Below are 16,050 nucleotides of genomic sequence, written 5' to 3' on the forward strand. Positions count from 1 at the left end.
TGTAAGCTGCGAGTGGCGAAAACATATAAATTGTTACTTCAAATTGCGATATTTATTTAGACTGATTGTAAATTTCGCAAAATCCTAATGAATCGAAAGCAAAACAATGAAAAGTACTTTTGATTTGTTACCTTTATCAAGTAAAATAAAATGTAATTCTTAATTCTAAATACGCTATGGCAAAATTCAAAGGCGCTATTGTTGTTGATACCGAAAAATGTAAAGGTTGTGGCTTATGTGTTGTAGCCTGCCCTACAAAGGTTATTGAACTTGCGCGCGACGTGAATGGCAAAGGTTATCATTATGCACATATGGCCAATGCTGATGCATGTATTGGTTGTTCAAGTTGTGGTTTGGTTTGTCCGGACACTGTAATTACTGTTTACAGAGTAAAAGCAAGCTAGACTAAGCTAACTTATTCTAAATCTGAAAAATTTATAAAAATATTTGTAATGGGAGACGTTCGTTTAATGAAAGGAAATGAGGTTATTGCTGAAGCCGCGATTCGCTGTGGATGTGATGGGTATTTTGGTTACCCGATTACTCCTCAATCCGAAATAATGGAAACCCTAATGATCCGCAGACCCCTGGAGGAAACAGGGATGGTGGTTCTACAAGCCGAAAGTGAAGTTGCAGCCATCAATATGGTTTATGGTGGAGCTTCATGCGGAAAAAAAGTAATGACTTCTTCATCAAGTCCGGGTATTAGTTTAAAAGCAGAAGGAATTACCTATTTGGCAGGTGCCGAATTGCCTGCTTTGATTGTTAATATCGTTCGGGGCGGACCAGGTTTAGGTACTATTCAGCCGGCTCAGTCAGATTATTTTCAGGCCGTAAAAGGTGGAGGTCATGGTGATTATAAATTAATTGTATTGGCTCCCGCATCTGTGCAGGAAATGAACGATTTTGTAGATCTTTCGTTTAAATTGGCCTTTAAATATTTAAATCCGGCAATGATTTTATCTGATGGTGTTATTGGTCAGATGATGGAAAAAGTTGAATTGTCAGATTTCAAACCACGATGGACTGCTGAGGAAATAAAAGAAATTTCAGGATCATGGGCTACTGTTGGTAAACCTGCCGATCGCGAACGTAATATCTCTACTTCTCTTGACTTGGATTCTGCTAAACAGGAAATATTCAATCATAAATTGCAGGCGAAATATCGCGCAATGGAAGAAAATGAAGTGAGATTCGAAAAGATTGCATGTGATGATGCAGAATATCTTTTTGTTGCTTATGGATCTAGTGCCCGTATCTGCCAAAAAGCAGTAGAGCAAGCTCGTGAAAAAGGAATTAAGGTTGGATTGTTACGTCCGATTACCCTCTTCCCGTATCCTACCAAAGCGATTCAGGAAATGTTGAAGGATGTGAAAGGAATTTTATCCGTTGAGATGAGCGCAGGCCAAATGGTTGAGGATGTTCGTCTTGCCGTTAATGGTAAAGTGCCTGTTGAGCATTTTGGACGTTATGGTGGAATCATTCCTACACCAGAGGAAGTAGTTGAAGCATTGGAACAAAAAATTTTAGGAAAATAAGTTATGACAGCAACGACTGAAATCAACAAAATAATTAGCAAAGAGAATCTGGTTTATGGTAAAACCAGTGTTCTTTTGGATAATGAAATGCACTACTGTCCTGGATGTACTCACGGAGTAATTCATAAAGTAATTGCAGAGGTTATTGACGAGATGGGGATTCAGGATAAAACAATTGGTGTTTCGCCTGTTGGATGTTCTGTTTTAGCCTACAACTATATTGATATCGATTGGCAGCAAGCCGCTCATGGCCGTGCTCCTGCATTGGCAACAGCAACTTCCCGTTTGATGCCGGAGAAATATGTTTTCACTTATCAGGGTGACGGTGATCTAGCTTCCATTGGTTGTGCTGAGATTATTCACGCGTGTAACAGAGGTGAAAATATCGTGGTGTTTTTCGTAAATAATGCGATTTATGGTATGACTGGTGGTCAAATGGCTCCAACTACATTGGAAGGTCAGGTTACTGCAACGACTCCTTACGGACGTGATTGTAAGGTAACAGGATTTCCAATGAAAATTACTGAAATGATTGCCATGTTACCAGGTACACGCTTTGTAACCCGTCAATCAGCAGAAACTCCTGGAGCGGTAAGAAAGTTGAAGAAAGCTGCTATGAAGGCTTTTGAAAATACAAGAGAAAATAAAGGATTATCTTTCATCGAGATTGTAGGTACTTGTAGTTCCGGATGGAAACTTTCTCCTGCTAAATCTAACGAGTGGATGAAAGAAAACATGTTTCCTTACTATCCATTGGGTACATTAAAGGATGAGTAAAAATCCATTTTAATCAATTAAACTGTAAAAAAATGACAGAAGAAATAATAATTGCAGGATTTGGTGGTCAAGGTGTACTTTCAATGGGTAAAATTCTCGCTTATTCAGGAATCATGCAAAATCAGGAGGTGTCTTGGATGCCTTCTTACGGACCGGAAATGCGTGGCGGAACTGCTAATGTAACTGTAATCTTAAGCGACGATAGAATTAGTTCACCTGTTTTGAAAAAGTTTGATACCGCAATCATTCTTAATCAGCAATCAATGGATAAGTTTGTGGATGAGGTTAAACCAGGAGGAACTTTATTATATGATCCAAATGGTATTACGCATCATCCGGAAAGAAAAGATATTAATATTTATAGAATTCCCGGAGCTGCTCTTGCTGCAGAAATGGGCAATCCTCAAACTTTTAACATGATTATTATGGGAGGCTTCCTAAAAGTAAAACCAATTGTATTATTGGAAAATGTTAAAAAAGGTTTGGAGAAGTCTTTGCCGGAGCGTCATCATAAATTAATACCTTTAAATATTGAAGCGATTCAAAAGGGTAGCGATTCTGTTGAGACAGTTCATACAATATAAAAGAAAATACAACAATATTAACATCAGGTATAATCAAGGGAGAATTTCAAGCGGGATTCTCCTTTTTTATTTTTAAAACACTAAGTAGTAGGTTGTAATTAACTGGCATGCAATTATTTATTCGTTGTGTTCTGATGATTTGCTTTCGAAATAAAAAAATCTTTGTTTTGGTTGAAATATTATTTGATAAAGGGGATGTATGGAAGTGTTATTTTCTTTTATAAAATGAGATAAAAATAACTGAAGTTTTAATTTAAAATCCCTTTGTAGTCTTAAATTAATATTTACCTTTGCACTCCGATTCGGGAGTGTAGTGGTTAGGCATGATGATCGTATCGGAATTTCCTTATGAATAGTATATGGTTTTAGGGTTAAAACTTCGTATTGGAAATCATTTTGGGTTAGATAAAAGGCTGGTGGGGACCAGCCTTTTTTCATTTTATAGCTTTTCGTAAAAGTGCATCTCTTTCAGGTAATTGTAAGCCTTTTCGGGCATGAAATAAGGAATGTTTTTTTTCTCTTTTATAGCTTCACGGATAAAACTTGAAGAGATTTCTATTAAGGGAGCATTTACAGTGTGAATATTGCCGTTTAAGGTAATATCTTCACTATTGAAATTAGGACGAGGATAGATAAATATATCATGATTCTTTAGAATTAATTCATGATTCTTCCATTTTGGGAAGTTTTTTAAATTATCCGATCCGATAATCAGGCAAAATTGATGAGATGGATTCTTTTCTTGTAAATAGGTTAGAGTGTCGATGGTAAAAGAAGGCTGAGGCATTCCAAATTCAATATTTGAAGCCTTTAAATTGGGATACCGTTCAATGGCTCTATTTACCAATTCAAGACGATGGTAGTCGGCTAAAAGACTGTTTTTACTCTTGAAAGGATTGTGAGGACTAACCACAAACCAAATTTGTTCCATATCGGTGTATTCTGCCATGTAGTTAGCAATAGCAAGATGTCCAATATGTATTGGATTAAATGATCCGAAAAACAATCCTATTTTCATCCTCTCTGATGTAATATGCTTATTTACTAAGAAAATCGTGTATAGCAGCTTCAGCTTCAGCGAAAGCATCTTCCAGCTTATCGTTAACAATTACTTTATCAAATTGATCGGAGAAAGCTAATTCAAATTTAAACTTTTCAACTCGTTTGGCAATTACTTCATCCGAATCAGTATTTCTGTTACGCAATCTGTTCTCCAATTCAGTAATTGACGGAGGTTGAATAAAAATAGCTAATGCTTCATGTTTGTAAAATTTCTTGATATTTGTTCCACCCACAACATCAACATCAAATATTACGTTTTTACCTTTTTTTCTAATCTTGTCAACCTCACTTTTAAGAGTTCCGTAAAAGCAACCTTCATAAACTTCTTCCCATTCAAGAAATTCATCATTTTCGATTCTTGTTTTGAATTCTTCAACAGATAAAAAGTGATAGTCTTTACCGTCTGTTTCATTGGCTCTTTTGGCTCTGCTGGTGGCCGATATTGAGAATTCTAATTTGAAATTCTGTTTTAACAGATGTTGAACTATTGTTGTTTTTCCAGATCCACTTGGAGCGGAAAATATGAATAATTTACCAGACATTTGATATTGCGTTAGAGAGATTAGTATTATAAAAAAGCGCAGAGTGACTAACCCTACGCTAAAATATGATTTATTGTAATAATTACAAGACGTTTAAAAGTTGTTCCTTTATTTTTTCCAATTCATCTTTCATGTCAATTACAATTTTTTGGATGTTGGAATCATTGGCTTTTGAACCCAGTGTGTTGATCTCACGTCCAATTTCCTGAGCAATAAAACCTAGTTTTTTGCCCTCAGAGTTGCCTGCATTCGATGTTTCTATGAAATATTTGCAATGGTTAGCCAAACGAACTTTTTCTTCTGTAATATCTAATTTTTCAAGATAGTAAATGATTTCCTGTTCGAAACGGTTTTTATCTACATTTTGTTTTTCAACAAAATCTTTAAGATTATCATTAATTCGGGTACGAACCGTTTCAATTCGGTCATTTTCATATTGAGGAACTTGAGTCAAAAGATTCTCGATATTTGCTATTCTGGCAAAAATATCTTCCTGAAGTGCATTCCCTTCTTGATTACGGAAATCCATAATTCCTGCAAGGGCAGTTTTAAATCCTTCAAAAATCAGGTTCCATTCTTCTTCGTCAAGCTCTTGATATTCTACTTTAAGAGCATCCGGCAACTTCACTATGGTTTGCAAAATAGGCTCTTTGTCTATTGCGATTCCAAGATCCTGAGCCAGCTCATTTAATTGCTTGTAGTACGCTTCAACAATAGGTTTGTTGATTTTTGTTTCTTTGTCAGTACCAACACTTTCAATGAAAATGGAAAGTTCTACTTTTCCTCGTTCCAGCTTATTTTTAATCTCATTCCTTATCACCAAATCCTTTTCTTTGTAAAGGTTTGGTATTCGGGTATTGATATCTAGTTGTTTACTGTTTAGGGATTTGATTTCGATTGAAACCTTTTTGTTTTCCAGTTCAAGAATGGCTTTACCAAAGCCTGTCATCGATATTAACATATTTGGGCTATTTATTTCGGCAAAGGTAAGGGTTTGAAGTGGATTTACCAATCAAATCCTTTAGAAGCTCGAAGTTGATTAATTATTAATTCTATTTAATTATTCGCAGATAAGATTCTGTTTATGAGTATTCCTGATGTGATACAATTGATTTTTTTTTCCACCGGCCGGTTCGGTAGTAAAGATATGAGAATATTGTTCCCATTGACCAACCAAGGGGGATGGACCACCAAATTCCTGTTTCTCCAATTTTTGAAGACAGAAAATAGGCACCGGGAATGCGAATGATCCAAAGGGAAAAGAGTGTAATAAACATTGGTATTAGTGTGTCACCTGCACCTCTTAATACTCCATTTGTGGTGAACATTGTAGAGAAAAGAAGATAGAAAGAACTCACTATGATTAAGTATTTTTCACCAATGGCAATTACGTTTGTATCGGTAGTAAATAGTTTCATTAAGTGACTTCCAAATAGAATTATGATAGCAGTCATCATTAGGCAAAATATATTCGACATGATGAATGTAACTTTAAATCCTTGTCGAACCCGGTCAATTTTATTGGCTCCTAAATTCTGGCCTACAAATGCAGCTACTGCCTGTGAAAAATTCATTGCCGGCATCATAGCTAAAGAGTCGATTCTACCAGCGGCAGTATAGGCTGCAATAACATCAGTTCCAAAAGTATTTACAATTCCCAGTAAGGCCATCATTCCCAGTGCGACAAACGTGTGTTGAAGACCTGAAGGGATACCAATTTTTAAACTTTTAATAAATATGTCTTTATCAAAAACCAATTTGAAAAGTGAAAATTTAATGATGCTATGGCTTCGGTTTAAGTAAATGATAGCGGAAATAAATGCACCACTTTGAGCAATAACTGTAGCCCAGGCTGCTCCCGCGATTCCCCACTTAAATACCATAACAAATAATAAATCGAATATAATATTAAAGATGGAGGCCAGTATTAAAAAGTATAGCGGTGTTTTGGAATCACCAAGTCCGCGAAGAATAGAACTGGTACCACTAAAACCAAAAAACATGATCATTCCGGCCATGTAGACATTTAAATAGCTTGTTGCCTGAGGTATTAATTCGATAGGCAGTTGTAGTAAAAGAAAAAGATGTTCACTAAAATAGATTCCAAGTATAGAGATGAAAATACCAGTGCCGAATAAAAAAATATACATGGTATCAATAGCTCTTTTCACTCTATTGATGTCTTTTGCTCCGTAAAATTGTGATATAACAATAGAAAAGCCGGAACCTATTCCAATTAGTAATGCTATAAGCGTGAATATAATCGGAAATGATGCACCTACAGATGCAAGGGCTTCTTTTCCCAAAACCTTTCCAACAATAATACTGTCTACAATATTATAGAGCTGCTGAAACACATTTCCCAACAACATTGGTAAGGTGAAATTCAGTATGAGTCTGGTAATGTTTCCTTGGGTGAAATCTTTCATTCAATTCAGTCTAGAGCAAAATAGCTCAGCTATTTAAATTCAATATTGAAATTTAAGCCCGTTCGCTTAATTCTAACCATCTGAATTCTTTTTCGTCAATTAATTCAATTACTTTTTCAATGCGACCCGCTTTTTCCATCAATTCATCGTTTGACAGACTTCCGGAACTCATCGCAATTTCAATTTCTTCTTTTTCTGTTGTTAGAGTTTCAATGTCAACTTCCAATTGCTCAAATTCTCTTTTTTCGTTAAAAGATAATTTTTTTGTTGGTTCCGATTTTGGTTTTTCTTTTTTAGGTGTTGCTAATTTTTCTGTTTTTTTAATTTCCTTTTCTTGCTGCACTTGAGAATCACGATAAATAGTGTAATTTCCGGGGAAATTTCTGATAATTCCATCGCCTTCAAATACAAATAATTGATCCACAACTTTATCCATAAAGTATCTGTCGTGAGATACGATGATCAGACATCCGGAAAAGCTAAGTAAATAATCTTCCAAAACATTCAAGGTCATGATGTCCAGATCATTGGTGGGCTCATCCAAGATTAAGAAATTCGGGTTTTTCATCAAGACTGTCATCAGATACAATCGTCGTTTTTCACCGCCGCTTAGTTTCGAAACCTGATTGTACTGAGTTTTAGTTGGAAAAAGAAAGTATTCCAGAAATTGAGAGGCCGACATCACTTTTCCGTTGCCTAAATCAATGGATTCTGCAATTTCTTTTATTACGTCAATGATTCTTTCATTCTCGTTAATTGTAATTCCATCTTGCTTGTAGTAGCCGTAAACTACTGTTTCTCCGATTTCAATAGAACCAGAATCGGCTTTAATATTGCGGGTAATCATGTTTAGGAATGTTGATTTTCCTGTACCATTTTTGCCTACGATTCCTATTTTTTCTTCTCTTTGAAATTTATAGCTGAAATCCTCTAGTATTTTTAAATCACCATAGCTTTTGTATAGACGATCCAGTTCCAGAATTTTATTTCCCAACCTTGCGGATTTAATATCTAAATCCATTTTTGTTTCTTTAAATCCAGAGCTTGCTTTTTTCTTGATATCCTCAAAGGCATCAACTCTGTATTTGGCTTTTGTTCCCCTCGCTTGTGGCATTCTTCGTATCCATTCCTGCTCAGTTTTCATCAGTTTTTGAGCTTTGCCAACCTCGGCGTTTAGATTTTCGATTCGCTCTGCTCTTTTTTCCAAATAGTAGGAATAGTTGCCTTTATAGGTGAAGAGACTATTAGACTCCATTTCGATAATTTCATTACAAACGCGATCCAGAAAATATCTATCGTGAGTAACCATCAATAATGTACCTTTCGATTTGTTAAGGTATTCCTCAAGCCATTCTATCATTTCCAGATCTAAGTGGTTGGTCGGTTCATCAAGAATCAAGAAGTCAGGATCAGTAATTAGAACTTTAGCCAATCCAACTCTTTTTTTTTGTCCCCCGGAAAGCTCACCAATAATTTGATCGAAATTGGTGATTTTTAGTTTGGATAAGATTTGTTTTACCTTGTTTTCGTAATCCCAGGCCTTGAATTGATCCATTTTTTCAATGATATCTGTCATTGCTTCCTGATCATTTTCATTGATTATTCGTTCGTAGTCACGAATTACAGAAAGTACAGAGTCTGTGGAATTAAAAACTTCATTAAGGACAGTATTGCTGTTGTTCAGGTCAGGATTTTGTTCCAGATATGCTGTTTTTAAATCACTGCGAAAGCTGATGTCTCCACTATCCTGACTGTCCAGTCCTGAGATAATATTTAAAAGAGTAGTTTTTCCGGTACCGTTTTTTGCAATCAGTGCAATTTTATGTCCTTGTCCAATTCCGAAACTAATATTTTCAAATAGAGTAAGGTCTCCGTAACTTTTGCTAAGGTTTTCAACCTGTAAATATGATATCATTTAATCTGTTCTTAATTTTTGGAGTTCAAATTTACAAATAAGTACTGACACATTACTAATCTGTTATTGAATTAGAATTCACTTGCACAGGAGTTTGTTGACTATACAAGCTCCTGTGCAAGTGAATTGGGCATAAAAAAAATCCTGCTATTTGTATATAGCAGGATTATAACTAGTTCTGTTTCAATTACTACAATTTTAATTTTTATAATTCATTTAATACATATGCTTCAGACCATACTTTGGTCATTATGCTGTAAGAAACCCATCCAAATCCATTGGTTCCCCAGTTTGTTCCCCATGAGTTCATAACAAGAAAAGCATTTTTACTATCGTCGTAACCAACAACACAATAACAATGTCCGCCGTAATTTTTAACTGTTTTGGTTTGTATTTCATTATAACCCAAATAGTAAAACTGACGATAAACAGGTCCGCCAACAACAATTGGTTTGCCTGCAGCAAGTTGGTCTTTGAATGCGTCTATTGTTTTAGGCACTGTATTATAGCTTGCTGCCTTGTAATTTGCGGCTTGCAATACTTGGTAATTGTCTGGATATACATCGCAGGAAACATCGGTGTATGGCATATCGTTCCAAACGCAAACTCCTTGGTCTACAACCAAGTCCAGTCCGTCAGTTACGTATGAACCACTGGCACAGTCAGTAACTTTAATTTGATTGTAAATGTATTCCGGACTGAAAATATTCACACTGTAGTTGTATGAACCACCATATAAAGCTTGCCAGCTAATACTTCTTCCAGCATACCCAACTCCCCAGGAAACGCAGGATCCTTCGCCACCTTGACTAAGAATTGGAGGGCAGGAAAGATTTACAGAAAGTGGATACGATTTAGTTGTGCTGATTTGTTTTGCACTAGGTATTTTATTGTATTGCTCAACAGGTAGTGGCAAATAACCCGAGTTTATGATGATATCTTCATCCTGAATTTGTTCTTGATTTGCAATGGAATCGTCATTGTTGGTACACGAAGGTGTTAAAAACAGGAAACTCAATGTAAATACAGAGAGTAGGGTAATTCTTGTTAAATTCTTTTTCATAAGTAAATTGTTAAAAGTTTGTAATAATGGTTTTGTAGTTTTATTGAAACAGTAAAAATATCAAGAGTATCAGTCTAATACCTTGCTGCAGTTTTAAGTTGGTATGAATTTACGATAAAATGGTTATATGTAAAACTAATTGAGGGTGTTGAAATGTGATTTATTTCACATTAGTGTAAATTTTATGATTGTTCGTGTATTTATTGTGCTGTTTGGGAATGATGACAGGTGTAGTTAGGCCTTGTGATGATATGTGGTTTGATGTTTTTTTGTTTTGCAGGAAGATTCATTAAATTTCACGCAATTGCAGAATTTTCAATAACAAAGAGGGGTTAATTCTTTGACTTTATTAAATTCGTATGATCCAAAGATGGATAAACGTCATTTTTATTTGAAAAACTTAATTTGAAAATAGGCATGATGGATTTACAAATCGAATATTGATCAGAAAGGATAAATTAGCTATGCGAAAGAAAGATAGATTTGAGAAGATAATATTATGGTTTAAAGAAAATATGCCGGCTGCAGAAACAGAGTTGAATTATTCAAATCCATATGAATTATTAGTTGCTGTTATCTTGTCTGCTCAATGCACCGATAAAAGAGTTAATATGATGACTCCGTTTTTATTTGACAAATATCCTACAGCTTTCGAATTATCTCATGCAAGTCAAGATGATATTTTCGATTTAATACGTTCTTGCTCTTATCCAAATAATAAAGCGAAACACTTGCTGGGGATGGCGAAAATGTTGGTGACTGATTATAAAGAGATTGTTCCCGATGATATCAATAAACTGCAGAAATTACCAGGAGTTGGCAGGAAAACGGCAAACGTGATTGCTTCGGTAGTTTACGATAAGCCGGCTATGGCTGTAGATACACATGTTTTTAGGGTTTCTGAAAGGATTGGTTTAACTACAAATTCGAAAACACCTTTGGAAACAGAAAAACAATTGGTGAAGTTTATTCCTGATAAATATATTGCAACGGCTCATCATTGGTTAATACTGCATGGTAGGTATGTGTGTGTAGCACGAAAACCGAAATGCAAAGCGTGCGGAATTAAAGAGTATTGTAAATATTTTGAGAAGGAAGAAAAGAAAAACGAAAAAGCCTCGACCTGAGGCTTTTAATGTCTGGTTATAAGAATAGGAGTAAGCTTAATGCCATAATCGCCATTCCAGCAATTAAGCCGTAAATTGCAATGTGATGTTCTCCATATTCTTCAGCTGTAGGTAACAGTTCATCTAAAGAAATAAAAACCATAATTCCGGCAACACCTCCAAACAACACCCCGAAAACAGTGTTGTTTAATCCTAGAAATGAATAAATTAAAATAAAACCGATTAATGCTCCAACAGGCTCAGCTAAACCTGATAGAAAAGAATATAGAAATGCTTTTTTTCTGCTTCCGGTAGCATAATAGATAGGTACCGATACCGCGATTCCTTCTGGAATATTGTGTATCGCTATCGCAACAGCAATTGGTATTGCAATCGTTGGGTCTGCTAATGCGGCTGCAAATGTTGCCAATCCTTCCGGGAAATTGTGAATTCCAATTGCAAGTGCAGAAAACATTCCCATTCGCATTAATTTTTTATCAATAACTTTTCCATTTGCCAAATCTTCAATTTTTCGAACTTCATGAGGATTCTCGAAAGAAGGGATCATTTTATCGATAACTGCAATAAACAATATTCCACCAAAAAATGAGATGACGGTATACCAGGTGCCGGTAACCTCACCATGATCAAGAATTAGTGCATCTTTTGCTTTTTGGAATATTTCTACAAGTGATACGTAAATCATTACACCAGCAGAAAATCCTAAGGAAAGTGCCAGAAATTTAGTATTTGTACGTTTGGCGAAGAAGGCAATTGCACTGCCTATTCCCGTAGCAAGACCAGCAAATAGGGTCATTCCAAATGCGATCGCAACGGTATTAAATTCAAATTCCATATATAGTATGTTTTTTAGATTGATATATTATGGCTTAAATATAGCAAATTGTTTGGAATGAATCTAAATAAGGCACTGAGATATTTACATCTTGTTTTAAGAAATGGCAAGTGGTAAATTTAATCAAATTGAGTTGATTAAATGATTTTTAATTTAAATAATAACATTATGGCTTATATTATTTCAGATGACTGTACTGCTTGTGGTTCTTGTATAAATGAATGTCCGGTAGATGCAATTTCGGAAGGAGATATTTATGTTATCGATCCAGACACTTGTATTGATTGTGCTGCCTGCGCAGAAGTATGTCCGGTTGAAGCAATTTCTGAGGGGGAGTAAATATCATTATAAACTGTCTAAAGAGAGAGTTCATGATATCTGAGGTTCCCAAAAATAGAACGGATATAGAAAATTATGTGATTGAGTTCGGTATTTTTTACCGGACTCAATCCGTTTAAATGCGTCTTTATTATGAATTTATTGGAGAATATTTAAGAATAACATGTCATTTATGGTTTGTCAAAATAAGGTGAGGTAATTGTTTTATGAAGTTTGATAAGATTAGTATTTACGTTTTTCTAACGAGAACCCTCCATCGATTATTAATTTCTCAAGAGTAAAGTTAATATAGATGGAGTAACAAGAGCTTGTAAATTATTCAAATTCTTTGTTGTACACTTAAAAGCAGATAAAATAAGTGGAAGAAGAAGATACAGTATGTGTTTCTTTGTTAAGAAAGTAAGTGTTTAATGTGTTTTGATTTGATCATAAGGTAGTTATGTGAGGAGTAATTTATAATATTTTTAAATCAGATAAGTTTTTATAGTAATTAATTGTTTTTGTAAATATTTTTATTATGAAAATATGGAATATCTTTATAATATAAGGATATATATATTTTTAAATATTTGTACTGTTAATTATCATTATTGTTTTAGTTAGTTGGTTTATTGTATTACGTTGATTGGTAGTATTTAACAAGTATAAAAAGTTTCGTAGGATCGTTAAAATTTGTTAAATTAATCTCCGTTAACCACATGTATTTTTACTAACTAAAAATTTCTTTTATGAAAAAACTGGCATTTATTGTTTGTGTATTCATGTTAACTTTCCAAATAGTTAATGCACAAACAAAACAAATTTCGGGTACGGTAACCAGTGCTGATGATGGCATGGGGATGCCTGGAGTCTCCGTGGTTATTAAAGGAACCACGTCAGGAACAAGTACCGATATTGACGGTAAGTATACCTTAAATGCTCAATCTTCAGATGTTTTATTGTTTAGCTTTGTAGGGATGACACCACAGGAAATTTCTGTTGGAAATCAGACCGTGATTAATGTAATTATGCAAGCCGAAGCAATAGGAATGGATGAGGTTATGGTTGTAGCTTATGGAGTATCCAAGAAATCTAGTTTTACTGGTTCGGCAGCAACAGTTAAAGGTGACGATATTTTAAAATCTTCTGCAACGAGTTTCGAAGAAGCTCTTCAGGGAAGTACAGCAGGGGTGCAGGTCGTTAGTACTTCTGGTCAGCCAGGATCTGCAACAACTGTTAGAATTCGTGGTATTGGTTCTATTAATGGTGTTGCTACTCCTTTATATATAATTGATGGCGTTGCAATTAATTCGGAAAATTATAGCCAAGTTGCTGATGCGACTAATTATGGAACCTCTGCGAGCCCACTTTCCTCTTTAAATCCTTCGGATATAGAGAATATAACTATCCTGAAAGATGCATCAGCTTCTGCATTATATGGTTCACGTGCAGCTAATGGTGTTATATTGATTACAACGAAACAAGGATTGTCTGGAAAGACCAAAGTTAACTTCTCTGCAAAATATGGCTTTTCTGATATGGCGGTTGATCAGCATAAAATAATGAATGCAGGGCAGTATTATAAAACATTTTTTGATTATTACTATGCTGAAAATGGCGGGGATGCTACAGCTGCTAATGCTTCTGTTATTAGTGATTTTAGCACTAGTGGAGCTACAATAAATCCATATAATATTGATAATCCTTATGGAGCAAATGGACAATTAGACCCAAATGCAAAGCTATTATATGATACAGATTGGAGAGATGAGGTTTATCGAATTGCTAAATCTGAAGAATATAATATTAGCGCTACCGGAGGTAATGACAAAACTAAATTTTATTTGTCTGCGGGATATTTGAATCAAGAAGGAATTGCAATTGGTTCTAGTTTTGAGCGACTTTCAACAAAGTTAAATGTTTCCAATGATGTAACAGATTTTTTTAAAGTTGGAATGAACAATACGATCTCTATTACAGAGCAGAAAACACCTCCGGGTGCTGGTGGTGGTGCTAGTCCTGTCAAATTTGCAGATTATGTATCTTCAGTGTATCCATTATATGTTTGGGAAGATGGAGTGAAAACTGATGAGTATAACTATGAAAATGCGGTTCAATTGGATTTCAATCCAGTAGCGTTAAGAAGTTTGGATAAATATACAAGTGAAACTTTTAGAGTATTATCTTCATCATTCGCTGAATTGAAATTTTTAAAGGATTTTAATTTAAAGACTCAAGTGTCTTACGATAGATCTGATTTAAAAGAAAATAGATTTTATAATCCGGAACATGGTAATGGAAAGTCTGTAAATGGTAGGGGAGATCGTTATAGTATTGTTGAAACTACAAAATCTATTACTAATACACTTAATTGGTCCAAGACGTTCAATGAGATTCACACAGTGGGTTTATTGTTAGGTCAGGAAGCAACAGAGACTAAGTATGAATTACTAAATGCTGAAGCAACAGACTTTGTTTTTCCTGGAACGGATGAATTAGTAGCTACTGCACAGCCTGTTACAGCACTTTCTTATTTTAGAGAAAAAGCTTTAAGTTCCTATTTTTCTCGTTTAAATTACGATTATGCCGGTAAATACTATTTTAGTGCTAGTTTCCGACGTGATGGATCCTCCATTTTTGGATCTGATAACAAGTGGGGAAATTTTTGGTCTGTTGCAGGATCATGGAGAATGTCGCAAGAGGACTTTATGTCGAATTTGCAATGGGTCGATGATTTGAAAATTAGAGCAAGTTATGGTATTAATGGTAGCGATGCAGTTCGTGTATATGAACGATACATTGCTATGGCTCTTTTTGATTATGGTGAAAATTATGGTGGTAATGCTGGTATAGCCTTCACTCAAATGGCAAACCCAAATTTAAAATGGGAGAAACTTACAGCATGGGATATTGCAGCAGAATTTCGTTTATTTAATCGTGTTAGTGGTACTGTTGAATATTATAGCAAAATTTCTGATGGTCTGTTGTATGATCAAAAGTTATCATTTACGACTGGTGTTCCTACTGTAAAAACTAATATTGCAGAAATTGAAAATAAAGGTATTGAAATTGAACTATCAAGCGAAAATATGAGGAACAGTATTTTTTCTTGGACAACTAGTTTAAATTTTTCAGCAAACAAGAATAAGATTAAAAGTTTACCTGAGGAAAAGGTTATTGATGGTTCCAAAATCTGGGAGGAAGGAAGTGATCGCTACCAATTCTATATTCAAAAATTTGCAGGAGTTGATGCCACTGATGGATCTCCAACTTGGTATGTAGAGGATGAAACTACGAAAGAGATTACTACTACGAAAGTTTATTCGAAAGCAACTAAATTTAAATCAGGATCTGCTTTGCCAGATTTTACTGCGGGTCTAAGAAATAATTTCGAATATAAAGGTTTTGATCTTTCTTTTATGCTATATTTTAGTATGGGAGGTAAGATTCTTGATTATACTGAGGCTGATCTATTACATATGGGATCTTCACCAGGAACTCAGTTATTAACAAAGGTGATTGACAAAGCTTGGAAAAAACCAGGTGACATCACTGATATTCCTCGATTTGAAGTGAATAACTCTTTTCAATTTCATGAAAGATCGACAAGGTTTTTGCACGATAACTCATTTGTTAGATTGAGGAATATAACTCTAGGATATGATGTGCCTAAGCAATTCCTTGAGCGCTATAAGCTTTCAAGTCTCAGATTATATGTACAAGGAGATAATATTTGGACATGGCAAAATCATAAGGGAATTGATCCAGAACAAAGTATCGCTGGAACATCAAATAATAACATGCCAAATATTAAGACTTTTTCATTTGGAGTGAAATTAGGATTGTAAGTATTAATTGAA

14 protein-coding genes are annotated in these 16,050 nt (G+C 34.9%); 7 read left to right on the plus strand and 7 right to left on the minus strand.

Translation table 11 applies throughout. From position 1 onward, the window contains the following. Window positions 1–176 precede the first annotated feature (176 nt). From ACKU4N_RS05190 to ACKU4N_RS05205, 4 genes are read left to right on the plus strand one after another with little or no spacing between them, the layout of a single operon-like run. Window positions 177–404 carry a 4Fe-4S dicluster domain-containing protein gene (locus ACKU4N_RS05190; RefSeq protein ID WP_101308731.1) on the plus strand — a complete coding sequence of 76 codons (228 nt, stop codon included), beginning with the start codon at window positions 177–179 and terminating at the stop codon, window positions 402–404. 48 nt (window positions 405–452) lie between these two features. After that, window positions 453–1,538 carry a 3-methyl-2-oxobutanoate dehydrogenase subunit VorB gene (locus ACKU4N_RS05195; protein ID WP_321321254.1) on the plus strand — a complete coding sequence of 362 codons (1,086 nt, stop codon included), beginning with the start codon at window positions 453–455 and terminating at the stop codon, window positions 1,536–1,538. A gap of 3 nt (window positions 1,539–1,541) precedes the next feature. Then, the gene (locus tag ACKU4N_RS05200; RefSeq protein ID WP_321321256.1) at window positions 1,542–2,315 is read left to right on the plus strand and encodes a thiamine pyrophosphate-dependent enzyme; all 774 of its coding nucleotides are present in this window, start codon (window positions 1,542–1,544) and stop codon (window positions 2,313–2,315) included. 32 nt (window positions 2,316–2,347) lie between these two features. Continuing rightward, window positions 2,348–2,899: a 2-oxoacid:ferredoxin oxidoreductase subunit gamma family protein gene (locus ACKU4N_RS05205; RefSeq protein ID WP_321321258.1), complete on the plus strand. Its 552-nt coding sequence runs from the start codon at window positions 2,348–2,350 to the stop codon at window positions 2,897–2,899. A 439-nt stretch (window positions 2,900–3,338) separates the two neighbouring features. On the opposite strand, the gene nadD is transcribed toward ACKU4N_RS05205, so the two are convergent. From nadD to ACKU4N_RS05235, 6 genes are all read right to left on the minus strand, one after another. Continuing rightward, entirely contained in the window at window positions 3,339–3,917 is a 579-nt protein-coding gene (nadD, locus tag ACKU4N_RS05210) for a nicotinate (nicotinamide) nucleotide adenylyltransferase (RefSeq protein WP_321321260.1), read from the minus strand. A gap of 19 nt (window positions 3,918–3,936) precedes the next feature. After that, window positions 3,937–4,503: a guanylate kinase gene (gene gmk / locus ACKU4N_RS05215; RefSeq protein WP_321321262.1), complete on the minus strand. Its 567-nt coding sequence runs from the start codon at window positions 4,501–4,503 to the stop codon at window positions 3,937–3,939. Window positions 4,504–4,585: 82 nt separating this feature from the next. Then, on the minus strand, window positions 4,586–5,464 hold the full coding sequence (locus ACKU4N_RS05220) for a YicC/YloC family endoribonuclease (protein ID WP_191991575.1): 879 nt from the start codon (window positions 5,462–5,464) through the stop codon (window positions 4,586–4,588). Between the two features lie 121 nt (window positions 5,465–5,585). Continuing rightward, complete coding sequence (locus ACKU4N_RS05225) at window positions 5,586–6,932, minus strand: MATE family efflux transporter (RefSeq protein WP_321321264.1); 1,347 nt, start codon at window positions 6,930–6,932, stop codon at window positions 5,586–5,588. Window positions 6,933–6,984: 52 nt separating this feature from the next. Continuing rightward, on the minus strand, window positions 6,985–8,847 hold the full coding sequence (locus ACKU4N_RS05230; RefSeq protein WP_321321266.1) for an ABC-F family ATP-binding cassette domain-containing protein: 1,863 nt from the start codon (window positions 8,845–8,847) through the stop codon (window positions 6,985–6,987). 205 nt (window positions 8,848–9,052) lie between these two features. Beyond that, window positions 9,053–9,910: a C1 family peptidase gene (locus ACKU4N_RS05235; RefSeq protein ID WP_321321269.1), complete on the minus strand. Its 858-nt coding sequence runs from the start codon at window positions 9,908–9,910 to the stop codon at window positions 9,053–9,055. 464 nt (window positions 9,911–10,374) lie between these two features. Here ACKU4N_RS05235 and nth point away from each other — a divergent pair, with 464 nt between their 5' ends. Then, window positions 10,375–11,037, plus strand: coding sequence for an endonuclease III (nth, locus tag ACKU4N_RS05240; protein WP_321321271.1), 663 nt, complete (start codon window positions 10,375–10,377; stop codon window positions 11,035–11,037). A gap of 16 nt (window positions 11,038–11,053) precedes the next feature. Here nth and zupT read toward each other — a convergent pair whose 3' ends face one another. Then, window positions 11,054–11,872 (minus strand): zinc transporter ZupT, encoded by an 819-nt coding sequence (gene zupT, locus ACKU4N_RS05245; protein WP_321321273.1) that lies wholly within the window; start codon window positions 11,870–11,872, stop codon window positions 11,054–11,056. 168 nt (window positions 11,873–12,040) lie between these two features. Here zupT and ACKU4N_RS05250 point away from each other — a divergent pair, with 168 nt between their 5' ends. Both ACKU4N_RS05250 and ACKU4N_RS05255 read left to right on the plus strand, forming a co-directional pair. Further along, window positions 12,041–12,211, plus strand: coding sequence for a 4Fe-4S ferredoxin (locus tag ACKU4N_RS05250; RefSeq protein WP_124991204.1), 171 nt, complete (start codon window positions 12,041–12,043; stop codon window positions 12,209–12,211). Window positions 12,212–12,939: 728 nt separating this feature from the next. Next, the gene (locus ACKU4N_RS05255) at window positions 12,940–16,038 is read left to right on the plus strand and encodes a SusC/RagA family TonB-linked outer membrane protein (RefSeq protein WP_321321276.1); all 3,099 of its coding nucleotides are present in this window, start codon (window positions 12,940–12,942) and stop codon (window positions 16,036–16,038) included. Window positions 16,039–16,050: the final 12 nt, after the last annotated feature.

Origin of the sequence: Labilibaculum sp. (assembly GCF_963664555.1) — a bacterium.
Classification (GTDB): domain Bacteria; phylum Bacteroidota; class Bacteroidia; order Bacteroidales; family Marinifilaceae; genus Labilibaculum.